Here is a 17,058-nt window from a genome sequence, read left to right as displayed (position 1 = left end):
ATGCTTTAAGGGTAGATGTAATAAATACTGAAGAAACTTTAACCAAATTACTTAATGCCAACCCCTGCAGAATGATCTACTCATACCAAGATTATTAGACTCGAATGAACACTCATAAGGAAATAAGCATGAAAAAATTAAAACTAATTACTCTGGCGGTCATATGCGCCGGGCTAAGTTCTCAGACGCAGGCAACACCGAAGTTGATTTCCGCAATGGGGAATGGGGCAACGACCTATTCCATGTTTATTGTGGATAACGCAAAGACTCTTAAGGCGGGTTTGACTGTCGCACAAGCGCAGAGTGCTCTCCAAACTGATTTGAATTTGAATACAAGTACGCCTAAATTAACTGCGTGTTTCGTGGCGGGTGATCTTAATATTACCCCTGTTAATTGCGGTAACGGTGCAATTCAGTTTCGTAATGCCGATTTTTACACCTACAACATACCTTCAAATATTCCGGTCTTTCCGTTAAGTAAAACCTTGAAACCACTGTTTCTTGAAACTCAGGGAGCAAACTTTCTTTCTTCGACTACTAATGCTGTCGGCCAAATTATTCCAGGTGATACTAGCGGTCGGGTGGTCAATGTTCATTTCAAACAACGTGTGGCGCAATTCGGACTCTTGGTCGATGCCGGCCAGGCAGGCGCACCATCGGTTAGTAGCATTCAGTTTCTCGTTAATCGTCAAACAACTCAGGTACAGACGCTAACAGGGGGTATACCCATCTTCACTGGAGTACAAGACGCTGCAGGCTTTACCGATGTCACCATCATTACCTCGGGTGAAATCGGCTCTACAACAGAAGCGCGCGCCTGGATTGCTGACCATTTCTCTTTTGTGCCCTTGGCCGCTTTCTAAGGAAAATAGATGAAAACTAAATATGCACAAAACAATTTTTTATGGACGGTTTGTCTCGGAACCTGCTTACCTTTTGCCCTGGCCAATGCCGCGCCCCAATATAGTGTTTCCGACCTTGGCAGCTTGGGAGGTACCTACAGTATAGGTTTGGGTGTCAATAACAGCGGACTGGTCAGTGGTTTTTCGCATCTTGTCGGTAATACATCTGAACACGCTATCGTTGGCCAAGCTCTATCCTTACCGCAAGATCTCGACAGTTTGGGTGGAAGTTATAGTCAAGCCTATAGCATTAATAACCTGGGACAGGTAGTTGGTTCCGCTGCGCTTTTAGGGGATACGGTTTATCATGCGTTTCAATGGGATGGTGGTGCAGCGCCGCCACTGGTTGCACTAAAGGACCTCAAAGCACTGGTTGCTTCCGGGAATAGCCGGGCCTTTTCGATTAATGACAGGGGGCAGGCTACGGGCTTTTCGTCTACTTCTGTTGGAACCGAGCATGCAGTTATTTGGCAGAATACCGGAGTAATAACGGATTTGGGCACTCTTGATGGCACCGGTAACAGCTCCGGCAGCGTTATTAACGCGACCGGCGAGGTAGCCGGTTTTTCATCGTTAACCGGTAACAAAGCGACTCATGCTGTCTTGTGGTCCAGCGGCATCAAAAAAGACTTAGGTACTTTAGGTGGTAGCCATAGTGCAGCTTATGGCATTAATGCACTCGGCGAGGTAGCGGGTAGCGCGACAACCGTATTGGATGCTGCCCAACATGCTTTTTTGTGGCAACCTAATCAGTTTCCACAGATGAAAGATTTGGGCACCTTAGGTGGTACTTTTAGTGAAGCGCATGGTATTAGCAGTAATAGCGATGTGGTTGGTGTTTCTACTACTGCCAATAATGCCGTTCAGAAAGCTTTTCTATGGCAAAGTGGCTTGGGCCTTCAGGATCTCAATACCTTGATTGACCCTGCCAGCGGATGGACACTAATGGAGGCGCAAGCCATTAGTGAAGACAGCAGATATATTACCGGTGTGGGTATGGTTAATGGTGAGCGTCATGCATTTTTGCTCAAGAGTCAGATTACAGATGCGACGCCACCTAAAATCAGTTTTTTGATTACACCGTCAGTACCTGGTCTATCCGGATGGTATCAGACTGCACCGAGCTTAACCTGGTCTGTGACGGATTTAGAATCAGCCATTTCGTCCAAGATTGGCTGTACTAATGCACCATTGGTTAGTAATACAACTGCTGCAGGCCAAGTATTTTCTTGTGCAGCGACCAGTACCGGCGGCACAGCACTTGCTATAAACACCCCCTCACTGAAAGTGGATGCCCTGCCGCCGGTATTTGCAGGTGTTCCGGTTGCAATCACAAAAGCGGCAACGGGTTTGACCGGTGCAGTGGTAACTTACACGGCACCGACTGCCGTAGATACCTTTTCCGGTGTCAGTCCTACCGGTGTTAGTTGTGCTCCGGTTTCCGGAGCTACTTTCGCTGTCGGGTCGACTCCCGTTAATTGTTCAGTTAGCGACCTTGCCGGCAATAGCAGCAGCGCCAGCTTTACTGTGATTGTTGCCGATCAGACAGCGCCCCTGATTAGTTACCAGATTTCACCTATCGCACCTGCATCCGGATGGTATAAAACGGCACCGGGTGTTGCCTGGTCTGTGACTGATGCGGAGTCGGCTATTTCATCTAAAGTGGGTTGTAGCTTGGTGCCTGTTAATGGTCAGGCACTTTCTTGTACGGCAACCAGTGCCGGTGGTACTAACGGCCCCATCATAACGCCTGTTATTAATGTAGACGCTACTTTGCCAACTTTTGTCGGTGTTCCGGTAGCGATTACGAAAGCTGCAACCGGTTTAACCGGCGCAGTGGTAACTTACACCGCACCGACTGCTACTGATACCTTGTCCGGTGTCAGTCCTGCAGGTGTCAGTTGTGCACCGACTTCCGGAGCGACTTTCGCTATCGGGTCCACTCCCGTTAACTGTTCGGTTAGCGACCTTGCCGGCAATAGCAGCAGCGCCAGCTTTACTGTGATTGTTGCCGATCAGACAGCGCCCCTGATTAGTTACCAGATTTCACCTATCGCACCTGCATCCGGATGGTATAAAACGGCACCGGGTGTTGCCTGGTCTGTGACTGATGCGGAGTCGGCTATTTCATCTAAAGTGGGTTGTAGCTTGGTGCCTGTTAATGGTCAGGCACTTTCTTGTACGGCAACCAGTGCCGGTGGTACTAACGGCCCCATCATAACGCCTGTTATTAATGTAGACGCTACTTTGCCAACTTTTGTCGGTGTTCCGGTAGCGATTACGAAAGCTGCAACCGGTTTAACCGGCGCAGTGGTAACTTACACCGCACCGACTGCTACTGATACCTTGTCCGGAGTCAGTCCTGCAGGTGTCAGTTGTGCACCGGCTTCGGGTGCTACTTTCGCTATCGGGTCCACTCCCGTTAACTGTTCGGTTAGCGACCTTGCCGGCAATGCTAGTAGCGCCAACTTTATAGTTAATGTTGCCGCTGATCAGACTCCGCCATTAGTCAGTTATCAGGTTACACCGGCCGCGCCTGGTGCGTCCGGATGGTATAAAACGGCACCCGCTATTGCTTGGTCTGTGACTGATACGCAGTCGGTTATTTCATCCAAGCTGGGTTGTACCGATGTACCTTTGGTAGGTAATACCACGTCTGCAGGTCAAATATTTTCCTGTTCGGCAACCAGTGCTGGTGGTATGGCAGCCTTAGTGACTACACCTGGTATAAAAGTAGACACTACACTGCCTACCTTTATTGGTGTTCCTGCGGCGATCACAAAAACGGCTACCGGTGCAACCGGCGCAGTGGTGACTTACACTGCACCAATTGCCACTGATACCTTCTCCGGTGTCAGTCCTGCCAGTGTTGGTTGTGCTCCCGCTTCCGGAGCTACTTTCGCTATTGGAACCACCCCCGTTAATTGTTTAGTTAGCGACCTTGCCGGTAATAGCAGTAGCGCCAGTTTTACTGTGACTGTCGCCAATCAGACATTGCCTGCAACCAGAGCTTCTGTTTCGGTTACCAAGGCTGAATGCAGAAGGGTGAGTGCGATAGCTGGTGATTGGTCGGTAGAAGGCTTCAGCAGTAACTCTACCAATAATCAAATACAGTTGTATTCGACGGCTACTGTTCCACTTAATCTGGCCAGTAATACTTTGAGTGCTACTGTTCCTGTAATTAATGGTATTTGGCGGTCATTTCAAAAATCGGGTAAAGCCTGTACTACAACACCAATCAGTCTACGATCAACGGCTACAGGTAATATTTTAGAAAATATCAGAGTGATTGTAAGGTAATAAAAAACACTATCGTAAGTGTTGTAAGGGTCTGTTTATAAAAGGATCTTGTTGGGCAAAATAGGTAATAAAAAATATAACCGGTTTTAAATTTACGTGCGCTGAACACATCCATTCTGGGGTTGTTCAGCGTTACCTTAATTAAAGTTGAAGTACATTAAGAATGGTTTTACCGCCTTGGGGCGTTTATAAAGCTTTTATGAGAGGAATTTACTATGAATAAAATAATAAATTTTAGCAGCAATAAAATTGCTGAAAAACGACTCGGGGAGTTAGCTTATAAAGCTCAAAATCCCTTAGTAGTTAACAGTCTTTTTGTTATTATCGACAGGAATTCTGTTTCAAATTTAGGTGTGGCTATCATTTTATTGGCGGGTAGTTTACTGTCAATTAGTCCTGCGGAAGCCTTAGGGGTATTGACGGTTCCCTCCGGACTCAATCAACCCAGCCCGTTATCCGGTGCCAAACCCTTCAGTGCTCGCGTAGTGCTGTTCGAGGAGTTTGGTTTGCAAGATTATAAAGACTCCAATGGTCTTCCTAAAGAAGATCTTAGTAAGACAACACTGCCACGACCCCTCAATTCGGCTGGTAATGTAGACTGTACCGGTAATGTCGATAACTCCGGCCTTGATTCGATTATTAAAAATAAAGAATTGTATCCATTGCCGGGTGAATTTGCCCATACCGAAAAAGATGCTGACGGTAAATTTATCTACGCCAATCCTTGGTCAGATGATATTAAAAATTGTGATCCAAATACTGCCGCTTTATTATCCATGCCCATGGATGGTCGTCCGGGTGAAGATGATTTTAAACATCAGCGATGGAATGAGTTTCAACCGGTAAAGTTTTTTCAATCCGTTCAAGCCGGTGCTCGTACCAGCCGTGGGGCACGCGACAAGCTCCAGTTACATGGCTATAGTCAGACCGTTGGCAAATGGAGTGAGTTTGGTCCGGGTGGTCTTAATTATAATACGGTGACTTCGCCTTATTTACTAGGCGGTCCACTGGCCAGCACGCTGGCAGGGGATAAATTTGCCACCGCTGAAGTCAGCGCAACAGGCTATCTTCCACAATTCGAAGGCACAACCAAGGGCATTGATGTCCAGGTTCATCCTTTAATGCCTGTTCAGGATAAAAACTCGGTATGGACTTTTGATGGCACTATACCGCCTAAATTGTTGATGGCTCGTTACGGTGAAACCATTTTGTTCCGTCACCATAATGCGTTGCCGATTGACCAAGCGACCAATAATGGTTTCGGTACCCATACCATCAGTACTCATGAGCATAACGGTCACAATCCTGCTGAAAGTGACGGTTTTGCTGGCGCTTACTTCTATCCGGGGCAGTTTTACGACTATCGTTGGCCGATGGTGTTGGCCGGTCACGATACCATTAACACGGCAGCAACCGATAAACGCGCGGCAATGCCTTGTACGCCGGGAGAGGTGATAGACAAAGTGACTTGTCCGGCAACCGGGACTATTCAAGTGCCTGGTGATTATCGTGAAACCATGAGTACCCATTGGTTTCACGACCACATGCTTGATTTCACTGCGCAAAATGTCTACAAAGGCAATGCGGCGATGATGAACTATTACAGTGCGATTGATCGCGGCAACGAAGAAATTAATGACGGCGTTAACCTACGTCTACCGAGCGGCACGGCGAAAAGTTGGGGTAACCGCGATTATGACGTCAATTTGGTATTGGCTGACAAGGCGTTTGATCTGTTTGGTCAGCTTTACTTTAACCCCTTGATTACTGATGGATTCTTGGGCGACGTCATGACGGTAAACTGGGTCTACAAACCTTATATGGACGTGCGTGCCCGTAAATATCGTTTTCGCATGCTTAACGGCAGTGTGTCGCGCTATATGAAGATTGCTGTGGTCGATCAAAACGGCGTTCAGGTTCCGTTCCACCAGATTGCCAATGACGGTAATATCATGCAGCACGCGGTAGCTTATCCCAACGCGGTAGCGGGGCAGGGCTTGCCCACACAATCAATTGCCGAGCGCTATGACATTGTGGTCGATTTTGCGCCACTGTATGCCAAAGGTGTCCGTAAAGTGTATTTGGTTAACTTGATGGAACACACAACCGGAGCGGGGCCAAAGGTCAAACCAGTTACCGTGGCAGCCGCTTTTAATGCTTTTAACGGTGCGAAAAACACCTATAACGACACTGATTTGGCTATTGGCAAGTTCATGGAGTTCCGTTTGCGTCCGATGCCTGCCGGACAGGTTGACAACAGTTTAAATCCTGCCGAGTACACGGAAATGGTGGTCGATACCAAGACCAAGAAAACCGTACCCGGTAAAGTGCTGTTGCCGTTACCAACCTTTACAAAGGCTGAACTGGCTTCTGCCAAACATCGCACCTTTATTTATGGTAAAAAACCGGATACGATTACTGATGGTGTGCCGTGGACCATTGCCACTGATGGCGGTGAAGGTTTGACCGCGGATATAGATCGAATTTCAGCAGCGCCAACCAAAAATTCGGTGGAGATCTGGCATTTGGTTAATAACGCCGGTGGTTGGTCACATCCTGCCCACATCCATTTCGAGGAAGGTCAAATCATTAAACGTGACGGTTTAACACCGCCGCCTTGGGAGCGTCTGGGTCGTAAGGATATGTATCGTCTCGGGCCTGAAATTAATTCCTCTGGCGATATTGATGTAGCCATTCGTATCCGTGATTTTACGGGTACCTATGTGCAACATTGCCATAATACCCAGCACGAAGACCATGCCATGTTATTGCGTTGGGATGTAGAAAATGCCGATCACGCCAAATGGGTGCGCACACCTTATCCGGAGTGGGGGGGGGTGGAATATGATGCGCCCGGCTATGGGCAAACCTATAAACTGCCAACGGCTGATACAGGCAGCACTACCACCACGCAGGCTAAACAGTTAGTCATACCGACCACCTTTGGTCAACGTGCAGCGGATGTTTCTGTTACTTCCGTACCTAACCCGTAGGTTGTTTGGCTTAAGGAGTTATATTGATGAGTGCGAAGATCGCAAGAACAGGCGTTAGAGCCTTCTTAATCTTACTGACCGGTCTCGCGGTAAACTTGGGGGGCAGCCTGGCATGGGCTGCTCCACCAGGCTCTGCCTGGGGAGCCAACTATTTTCCGAATGTGGAATTAGTGACCCAAGACGGTAAAAAAGTTCGTTTTTATGACGATCTGATCAAGGACAAAGTGTTTGCGATTAATTTTATCTACACACGCTGCACCGACAGTTGCCCGCTGGAAACCGCCGCGCTGCGAAAGGTTCAACAGGCGCTGGGTGATCGTATGGGGAAAGACGTGGTGTTTTATTCAATCAGTATTGATGGTGATCGGGATAACCCTAACGAATTAAAAGATTATGCAGCAAGATTTAAAGTAGGGCCGGGTTGGACATTTTTGACGGGTCGTCCGGAAGATGTCACTTTGTTGCGCCAAAAGCTGGGCATGTATCGTAGCGATGGTCAAGCTGAAAAAGAGCTTAGTGAACATGGAATCAGTATTTTGATGGGCAATGAACATGCAGGGCAGTGGATCAAGCGTTCACCCTTTGAAGAAACCAAAGCTTTGGTACGTGTACTGGGAACACGGTTACAAGCCAAATCTGTCGTTACTTCGACGGATAACCTCGAGGCAGTTCGAGCTCCGGCTAAATCTACCGGTGAGGCGCTGTTCCGTTCCAAGTGCGAAGCTTGTCACAGCACAGGCAAAGAAGATGGCTTGGGTCCCGGCTTACAGGGAGTTACGGAAATGCGTGATAGGGCTTGGTTGACACGTTGGATTAAAACTCCTGATAAATTACTGGCTGATAAAGATCCAATTGCAGTGGATTTGTATAACCGTTACGAAAAAATAGTGATGCCTAATTTAAGGCTGAGTGATGGCGATGTGGAAGCGCTGATTGCTTACATGGAAGCGGGTAGCTTAAAGGTTAAAAACTAATCCGTAATTAATCAATTTTCCTTACTGGTTTAAATCTCGGCCTTTAGCCCAATGGAGCGTCCGGCAATAAGCATAGCGAAGTTGTTTTATTGGGCGCGGATGCAAACCCCTTGCTGATCTTTGGCTTCATCCCCAGCGGGATTTTTCCTCATTGCTGGGTATTTATTCAGTCCCCCTCTTTGAAAAAGAGGGGTTAGGGGAGATTTTATTAGATAAATTCCTCTCAATCCCCTTTTTCAAAGGGGAGGTAAATAACTACATTGCTGGTAGGGTGCATGACGCTCAGCTCATGCATCCATGATTTGCAACATGGTTTTGCAATGAGCATGGATAATATTGGTACTGGAAAAGTACCAACCCAACCGGGATTGCTTAGTGTATCAATTTTGTAACAGTTCAAAATAATATCCAATCCAGTCTTTTCAGTCTCGCCATGGGGGATTTAAGAGACTTTGTGATGACTTTTTATACCTCGCTAATGATTCAATAATCCCGCAAAGCTTCGGATTTAAATACCCGCATTATTTATATTTCCGGTACGTTAGCAAAATTATCCAGTAACGTAATGAGATTGCCCAAAGCCCGGCTGTTAGATTCCCAATCTTTATGTAATAAAAATATTACAGTTATATTTGGCGTAATTCTTAAGTCCGACTGCTTTTGTATCATAAATATTACAGTGCTGCCATCAATGAAGCTATTATTTGTCCGATAAAAAATAAATAATCAATAGTAATTATTAACTTATAGTTGTTGGCATAGCTATTGCTTGGTATTGGATATGCCTGATTAATTGCTAACACCTTTTTGGCTTGTTAATGATTAATTCTGAAGTAACAAGCAAAGGTTCAGAGTAATAGAAAATTATTTTAAAAAATGGCACTCAGGTTACCTCTGCGTAATCGCTAACCCAAGCTGTAACGTATTAAAACCGTATAGGTAGATGTAGTGCAATAGACCAAATAAAATTTAGGGGGGAAGACATCATGTTTAAAAAAATTATAAAAGCGACAAGTTTTAGCCAGCAAGAGAAGATTGTTGAACGTTATATGAAAGAGGTCAATGATATTCAGGCGGCCGGGATATCTCGACGGGAATTGTTTAAAATGGGTTTGACTGCCGGTGTGGGGGGGCTTACTACTATTGGCGGCGGTGTATTTTTGCCTAATTTGGCACAAGCTGCCAGTTCATCAACGAGCATTATCAGTCCACCCTGTAACAAGCCTTGGACGGAGCCACTGCCTATCCCGAAAACAGCTGTTTCTGTAGGTAATTTTACAGGGCCTGAGGCTGATAAAGGACAGTGTCTGGAAAAACAGAATCTTTATAATCCCGGCAATGGCCCCATTGGCGATTACGAGGATTTTATCGAAGCGCGTGCAGATGAGCATCAACGCTGGGATGAATTGGGCGGATTGGCTGCTTGTACCAAATATGAGTTGATGGCCAAAGAAATTGACTGGAATTTTTACTCCCTAGCTGAGTATCCTGCCTTTAATTCCAAGGTGTGGACTTACGTCGACATGAATTCGGATAGTAATGGCGAGTTTGCTACCGGTGTATTGCGTTTAAAGGCACAGTATGGCTCGCCGGTTTTAATGCGCATGTACAACGGCTTACCTAAAGGCGACCGGGACACGCAAGGTTTTGGTATCAATCAGTGTTCACCGCATCTTCATAATGCTCATAACCCTCCAGAGTCCGATGGCGGCCCCATGCGCTTTTTCGATTCCGGTAAATGGTGGGATTATTGGTATCCCAATATTCGTGCCGGTTTTGCCAGTACCCACAAAACTGGTACCTTCCGTACCGATACAGCTAATCCAAAGGGTTTGTGGTGTCCTGGTGATTGGCAGGAAACCCAAAGCACACTGTGGTTTCATGACCATCGGATGGATTTTACCGCACAAAATGTTTATAAGGGCATGGCTTCTTTTTATACGTTATTTAGTAAAGATATTAACCTGGATACCGATGATGAAACGATCGGCTTAAGGTTGCCTAGTGGTAAATACGACATACCTTTGTTATTTACTGACAAGGTATTTGACCAAACAGGACAGATGTTTTTTGATACCTTTAACATTGACGGAATCCTTGGCGATCAGCAAACCGTTAACTTTAAAATTAAACCCTATTTAACGGTTGATCGGCGTAAATACCGGTTCCGTTTTCTGGATGCCGGACCTTCACGCTATATTGAATTGTCGTTAAGTAATGCTGCCAAATTTACCCGTATCGCCAATTGCGGTAATTTGTTGCCCAAGGCGCAAATCGTATCCAGTATACGTTTGGGCGTTGCAGAGCGTGCTGACGTTATTATTGATTTTAGTACTTATAAGCCAGGTACGGTTATTTATCTGGAAAATCGTCTCGAACAACTCAACGGCAAAGGGACTACCGGCAAGATTTTAGCCTCCAGTAGCAAAACTCAATTGCTTAAATTCATTGTTTCAAGTGCCACTGTGGTTGATAACAGCGCTTCGTTAGCGACGCTACAAACACAGGTTATGGTACCTATGCCTGATCGTACTAAAAATCCGATTAAAATAAAGCGTAAATTTGATTTTGGTACCAGTAATGGTGCCTGGAACGTTAATGGAAAGTTCTTTAATCCAACTATTGTCAGCGCTTACCCAATAGAGGGTTCTCAGGAAGAGTGGACACTGACTTCACCTGGCGGTTGGTCGCATCCGGTACATATTCATCATGAAGAATTTGAGGTTATTAACCGTAATGGTAAAGCACCCGCTATCGATGATTTATCCAGAAAAGATGTCGTGCGTATTGGTGATGGAGCTCAGGGTACAGCAGGGACTTCAAGTATTACTTTCCGTATGCAGTTTCGTGATTGGATTGGCGATTACCCCATGCACTGCCATAACGTGGTGCACGAAGATCACGCCATGATGATTCGCTTTAAGATTGTGCCACCGACTGATCCTAATGCCGGCAAGTAATGTCCCTAAACCAACCATTCAAAGAGTAACCAGCCATGAACAAAAGAGAGTTTATTAAAAATTTGACCGGCGCTTCTCTGGGCGTTGCTGCTTTAGCCTGTATTCCAGAGAGTTTTGCCATTTCTGTTACGCCGGTTATTGGTAATCAGGTTAGTCGTAGTAAAAGAACTTTCCCTAACGTTCCTGTGGTAACGCATGAAGGTAAGGTCGTGCATTTTTATGATGATTTAATCAAGAATAAAATCGTCATGATTAACTTTACTTATACTAATTGCGACGGTATTTGTCCTGGTATGATCGCCAACCTGAAGCAGGTTTATAAGGAATTTGGTGCGCGGATGGGTAAAGATATTTTTATGTATTCAATTTCTTTACAGCCGGAACACGATACGCCTGCGGTTTTAAAAGCTTTTACCGAACTGCACAAGATTAAATCGGGTTGGACATTCTTGACCGGTTCCAAAGCCAATATTGAATTGCTTAGGGAACATCTTGGCTATAAAAACTCTGATCCGGGCCTTGATAAAGACAATAGCCAGCATTTGGGAGTCGTTAAATTTGGTATTGAATCCTTGGAGCGATGGGGCATGGCTCCGGCTTTGGGTGACCCTAAATACCTTGCTGAATATATTCGCTGGATGGAACCCAACGGCAGTCGCCCTGTTTTATCGGAAATGATGGGTTAAAGCATTACTTATAGATTCTCAGATAAATAATTTCTACGCACACAGCGATATGAATTGGAAATTTAATTTTTGAAAGTCTATAGATTAAGGCTACCAAAGGCAAAAAATAATAACTTGGTTGAGAGTTACACCAGCTTTTTGAACTGATGAAGGGGTGCTGGCAGAGACTGTCGGCAAATAGAAATAATTTAGTGTCAGTAACGCAGAATTTAGCGACAGCAATAAGGGGATCCCTTTGGGATGAAGCCAAATATCGGGGAAGGGTATGAATATCCTCATCAATAAAGCAACCAAGATTTTTTAAAAAAAATTAAAAGAGATTCTGCCATGAAATTTAAATACCTTAGCTTTATTTTTGGTTTGATAAGTACATTGACTGCTGTCGATTCTATATTTGCCGCGCAAGGTAATCAAAACATTTTCAAACCTGCTATTTTTGATGTTAGCCCCATTACTCCACCTCCGACTGTACCAACGCAGTTTGATGTAACAGGTTACATGCAAAATGCTAGTGTCGATCCCTATGTGTGTACGGATTCAGGCACTTACATTGATCCGCGTCTATGGGGCGGTAGGGTTACCGTGAATGGTGTTGATATAATAATTCCTTGTAATACTATCCTGCAGATGCCAGCCACTACGTTAACCTGGGCAGAGCTTTTTGATCCATTATTGACACCAGTCGGTACAGCGCCAGGTACATCAGGACTGACCCTGGACGATAAAAACATGACACCGGATTCGTTGGCTTTACCGGCTTATGAGATTCATATACAAGGAAATATTGTCAATGATTCTGTCACTGGGGATAACCAGCATATCGCCGGGTTAGTTTTTATTTCACAACAAAGCCTTAATGTTGGACAGGGCTATATCAAGTCCATTGATTACACAACTGGTGAGCTTTGTGTCTCTTCGGGTTTGCCTACTAACGGACTTCAGGGGCAATCAACAGCCAACCCACAATGTCTGGCTCCAAACGCTCGGGTTCGGCTTAACGATGCTATAGGCCGTTTTGGCTTAAAACATGGCGGGCCAGGTTGTTTTTTATTACCAGACGCAGAGCGTTGTGATGTTGAAGAAAGTCACTATGATCAACGTTTTACGGTAGATACGGATAATCCTACGATTCATGCTGCTACCGGTTTTCCTATGTGTATTCCCCGAGCTTATCCTTTTGGTATCGGCGGTGATACAGATGCGCTTTGTCCTCAGCAGAATCGTCCCAAACAAGGTAAGAACGGCTCTAAATGTACAAATTTACCTATCGCCAATGGCATTACTTTTCCCGCTTTCCCAGCACAAAAGGATGGCTATTGTCACAGCTTCGTAATGGATGCATTACCGGTCAATCCACCGCCACCACCAGGCCCTTGCGGAACGTTTGTAGACTCTAAAGGAGGCGTTATTACTAACCCGTGCACAACGCGCCCGGATCGACAAGCGCCTTTTGAAGTAGGCGATTATATTGATTACTCAGGTACTTTGTTGGTTGATAATTATGTTCCAAACCAACCGGTTACTTCGCTTTATTACATTTCTGCGCATACTATTAATAACCATACCGGCATCTATACCTATCCCGGTACCAAGCCGGTCTATGTGATGATTGAAGGTTTGTTGGCAGGAACTAATGCGTTGCCCATCCAAAATATTCCACAGGAAGTGACCTCAAAAATTAAGGTTGAGGGCTTTACTACCGACCCTAGTACTTTGGTCGATATTTTTGCCATGGATGTTGATAAGGTAAGCGGATTGGTGACTGAACGGTTTTTAAGTAGTGTGAATCCTTCAGGTCCACCAGTTATCGGGCGCGTTCGCTTTGTCCCAGCCACCGGTGCTTATGCTCCACCAACGCGAAATATGCGTATTGTTAGCCGGTCGCTATGTAACAGTAAATCAATTGCTTGTTATATACCCCAAGCTTATCTGGATCCAAAAAATCCCGCTGGTAAATATGCCAATGGCTTGGTTGCCGGTCAGTATAATGCACCGAACTTTGAGTATATTTTCCCTGAAAATTTGTTCCTGGGTGATCCGGTAGTTCCCAATAACTTTCAGGATTTGGCTTTTTTGGCCTGTGGTTCCGGGCTGCTTACTACCCCGAGCGCAGGTAGTAATCCACCTATTGTAGAACCACTTGATCCAGCACCATGGGCGCAGCCTATGCCGGCTCCAAACCAATGTGCGGGCAAGTTGGCTAACCAGTTGACTGTTCCTGTAACACAAATACCTGATAGGGTTACTGTACTTAAAGCTACTTGGGACAACAAACAAAATAAAGGCAAGCTAACAGTTACTGCAACTTCTTCGCTACCAAACGCGACATCTAACCTGCAATTATATGTACAGGCTACTAGTCTGTCGGGTCTTCAGCTGGCTAATGACCCTCAACCGATGCAGTTGGTAAGCAATCCTGCTACAGTTCCAGCCGGCGGATTACCATGTCCCGCTGGAAACAATCCGTGCTGGGTCTATTCAGCGTCCGGAACCATTTTAGATCCTTTGCATCCGCGTGGAAATCCAGCGTTACCTACCAATATCTATACACTTCCAGAGTCAGTCACTGTCTATTCAAGCCGAGGTGGGGTTGGGAATATTGTGCCAACACTGATATGCGGTGTTATCACCACCAGTGTAGGTGTTGTGAATACTTGCCAATTTTAACCAAGTAATTCCCCCCAGAGAGAATTTATTATGAACACTGTATTTAAATTAAGTCGAAAAGGCTTAACTAATCTTTTCGAATGGACTGTTTTTCTAGGGGTGACTGCGTTACTGGTTACTTTTACTCAACCTGCTATGGCAGCGGTTGCCAGCAAGCCAACAGCACTACAGGTTTTTTGTGCTGCCAATGCCATGGATAGGGTTAACTTTCCGGAAGTACCCGGTTCACTTAAATGTACGCCAGTGCCAGAGCCATACATGGTTGATGGTAGTGGTAATAAAGTGTCAATATCACCGAGTATTATTAAAAACAAAGCTGCATTGATAGCCTTGGGGAAAATGTTATTCTGGGATAGTCAGGTAGGGAGCGACGGTATTGCCTGTGCCAGTTGTCATTTTCAGGCAGGTGCGGATAACCGCATAAAAAATCAGATTGACCCGGGCTTAAGAAATGCCGGCGGCAAGTTTGCCAGTGACGGTATTACCCCAATCGGCAAAGTTTTCGATTTCATGGCCTCGTATCCCAACACAACCAACCTGGATCCGCTGTTACCCACCTCTGGAAAAGGTCCCAATTACACACTGACAAAGAAAGATTTTCCGCTACGGCAATATCAGGAGCCACAAAATCCTGTCGCAGGCCAAGCACTTCAAGCGGATCGAAATGCTCAAATTGTCTATGATAGTGATGACGTGGTGTCATCTCAGGGAGTTTATTATTCAACATTTAATGGTTTGACACCTTCAGGTAAAAAAGAACTTTGTAAAAAAAGGTTTCCTAAATCGGGTCCTGATATGCCGCTGTTTAATGTGGGAGGAAGATCGGTGCGTCAGGTCGAGCCTCGTAATACACCCACCATTATTAATGCGGTTTATAATTTCCGTAATTTTTGGGATGGACGGGCAAATAACGTTTTTAACGGGCTGGATCCATTTGGACTGAGGCGGTTTGCTGATCCTTTATTGACGCCATCTGATGAGATCTACCGAAAAAATGCTAATGGTAAGCTCGTTAAAAACAGGATTACCATCTATAACTCCAGCCTTGCCTCGCAAGCCGTTGGCCCGGCACTAAGTGATTTTGAAATGTCTTGTGGTGGGAAAGATTTTTCTGAGTTGGGCAAAAAAATACTGGCAGTCAAGCCGTTGGGAAAACAAAAAGTTGACGTATCTGATAGCGTATTGGGTCCATATACTAATACTGCCGGAAATATTAAGCCTGTAAATACTTATAAGTTATTGATACAAAGTGCTTTTAATAATGCCTATTGGGATGTGTCGGATACGCAAACGGTAGACGGTTATAAACTGATTGAAAATAATTTTTCCTTGTTTTGGGGGTTGGCCGTTCAAGCTTATGAATCAACATTGGTATCTGATGACTCCCGTTTCGATCAGGCTATTAATGGGCGCGATAAGCTCACTGACCAAGAGCAAAGAGGGTTAAACCTGTTTGTGAATCAAGGTAAATGTATTGCTTGTCATCTGGGTTCCGAATTTACGTCTGCGTCAGTTACTCATGTGGAGAATGTCCGTAATGTGCCAGAGATTGGTAAATACACTTTGCGTATGTTGATGGGTGATGGTGGAATTGCCCTTTATGATGAGGGTTTCTACAATATTGGTGTACGTCCTACAGAAGAAGATCTTGGTGTGGGGGCGACTGATGGCTATGGTTATCCCTTATCGTTTACCCGTAATGCAAAGAATAAAGCGAATGATCCGTTCGATTACTCTATTGCAGCTCCTAATATTTCCAGTTTATTTCCCGACCCATTTCAAAATAATTCTTTCCTGTTTGCAAATCTTGGTTGTATTTCCTGGAATCCTGTCACTTCAAATTGGGGTTATCTGTGTGGTACTGATCCTGTTGTGAGTGATGAGCGTGATGCGGTTGACGGTGCGTTCAAAACATCGACATTGCGTAATGTCGAGTTGACTGGACCTTATTTTCACAATGGTGGCCAGGCAACCCTGGAACAAGTCGTTCAATTTTATAATCGGGGAGGGGATCGTAAAGACTTGTTTCTAATAGATTCAAACTGTGGTGGGGCGTTATTAACTATTGATGCATACGGTAATAGCGTGGTTGCCACTGATCCGGTAACCGGATTGATGGACAATAGCGGTTTTTTGAAGGGAAGTTCCGGTCAGGCCAGTAATATGTCACCGGATATGGCAGGCACTAAAGAATTGCTTAACAGAACGTGTAATCCAGGTCAATCGTCTCAGGAAACATTGGGTTTGAGCAGTTCGGATGTGGATGATATGGTTGCTTTTATGAAGTCACTGACCGATGAACGTGTTCGTTGGGAGAAGGCTCCTTTCGATCATCCTTCCTTAACGATACCTAATGGCCATGTAGGCGATGAGAATAAAGTGAAATTAAATCCTGCTGTAGAGCAAAGTTTAGAGATGCCAGCCGTTGGAGCGGCGGGACGAAAATCTAAAGGCTTACCGGCACTACAATCTTTTGATATTGGACTGAAATAAATGTGCCTGTTATATGGAGTGGTGATTTTATAACTTGCACACCTTGACTTGCCTTTTTAATAGAGGGGGGATTGGAAGTAAAG

At 45.2% G+C, this 17,058-nt stretch carries 8 protein-coding genes; all 8 read left to right on the top strand.

Annotated features, from left to right (window positions below; genetic code table 11):
- Window positions 1–104 precede the first annotated feature (104 nt).
- The 8 genes from N7974_RS06865 to N7974_RS06830 all read left to right on the top strand — a co-directional run bounded on the left by N7974_RS06865 (window position 105) and on the right by N7974_RS06830 (window position 16,975).
- Window positions 105–863, top strand: a complete 759-nt coding sequence (locus N7974_RS06865) for a hypothetical protein (protein WP_262964893.1) — start codon at window positions 105–107, stop codon at window positions 861–863.
- 9 nt (window positions 864–872) lie between these two features.
- On the top strand, window positions 873–4,202 hold the full coding sequence (locus N7974_RS06860; protein WP_262964892.1) for an HYR domain-containing protein: 3,330 nt from the start codon (window positions 873–875) through the stop codon (window positions 4,200–4,202).
- A 215-nt stretch (window positions 4,203–4,417) separates the two neighbouring features.
- Window positions 4,418–7,195 (top strand): multicopper oxidase family protein, encoded by a 2,778-nt coding sequence (locus N7974_RS06855; protein WP_262964891.1) that lies wholly within the window; start codon window positions 4,418–4,420, stop codon window positions 7,193–7,195.
- Window positions 7,196–7,221: 26 nt separating this feature from the next.
- Window positions 7,222–8,169 carry an SCO family protein gene (locus N7974_RS06850; RefSeq protein ID WP_262964890.1) on the top strand — a complete coding sequence of 316 codons (948 nt, stop codon included), beginning with the start codon at window positions 7,222–7,224 and terminating at the stop codon, window positions 8,167–8,169.
- A gap of 986 nt (window positions 8,170–9,155) precedes the next feature.
- Window positions 9,156–11,129 carry a multicopper oxidase family protein gene (locus N7974_RS06845; RefSeq protein ID WP_262964889.1) on the top strand — a complete coding sequence of 658 codons (1,974 nt, stop codon included), beginning with the start codon at window positions 9,156–9,158 and terminating at the stop codon, window positions 11,127–11,129.
- Window positions 11,130–11,164: 35 nt separating this feature from the next.
- Entirely contained in the window at window positions 11,165–11,815 is a 651-nt protein-coding gene (locus N7974_RS06840) for an SCO family protein (RefSeq protein WP_262964888.1), read from the top strand.
- 327 nt (window positions 11,816–12,142) lie between these two features.
- Window positions 12,143–14,482 carry a hypothetical protein gene (locus N7974_RS06835; protein WP_262964887.1) on the top strand — a complete coding sequence of 780 codons (2,340 nt, stop codon included), beginning with the start codon at window positions 12,143–12,145 and terminating at the stop codon, window positions 14,480–14,482.
- 30 nt (window positions 14,483–14,512) lie between these two features.
- Complete coding sequence (locus tag N7974_RS06830; protein WP_262964886.1) at window positions 14,513–16,975, top strand: cytochrome-c peroxidase; 2,463 nt, start codon at window positions 14,513–14,515, stop codon at window positions 16,973–16,975.
- Window positions 16,976–17,058: the final 83 nt, after the last annotated feature.

It is taken from the genome of Methylobacter psychrophilus, from assembly GCF_025583945.1.
GTDB lineage: Bacteria > Pseudomonadota > Gammaproteobacteria > Methylococcales > Methylomonadaceae > Methylobacter_C > Methylobacter_C psychrophilus.
The sequence above is the reverse complement of the archived record's forward strand: the minus strand, read 5'-3'. Positions and strand labels throughout refer to the sequence as shown.

Coding starts and splice junctions, on each gene's coding strand:
- N7974_RS06845 (WP_262964889.1), top strand. CDS start 9,156: ATGTTTAAAAAAATTATAAAAGCGACAAGTTTTAGCCAGCAAGAGAAG.
- N7974_RS06855 (WP_262964891.1), top strand. CDS start 4,418: ATGAATAAAATAATAAATTTTAGCAGCAATAAAATTGCTGAAAAACGA.
- N7974_RS06840 (WP_262964888.1), top strand. CDS start 11,165: ATGAACAAAAGAGAGTTTATTAAAAATTTGACCGGCGCTTCTCTGGGC.
- N7974_RS06850 (WP_262964890.1), top strand. CDS start 7,222: ATGAGTGCGAAGATCGCAAGAACAGGCGTTAGAGCCTTCTTAATCTTA.
- N7974_RS06835 (WP_262964887.1), top strand. CDS start 12,143: ATGAAATTTAAATACCTTAGCTTTATTTTTGGTTTGATAAGTACATTG.
- N7974_RS06865 (WP_262964893.1), top strand. CDS start 105: ATGAACACTCATAAGGAAATAAGCATGAAAAAATTAAAACTAATTACT.
- N7974_RS06860 (WP_262964892.1), top strand. CDS start 873: ATGAAAACTAAATATGCACAAAACAATTTTTTATGGACGGTTTGTCTC.
- N7974_RS06830 (WP_262964886.1), top strand. CDS start 14,513: ATGAACACTGTATTTAAATTAAGTCGAAAAGGCTTAACTAATCTTTTC.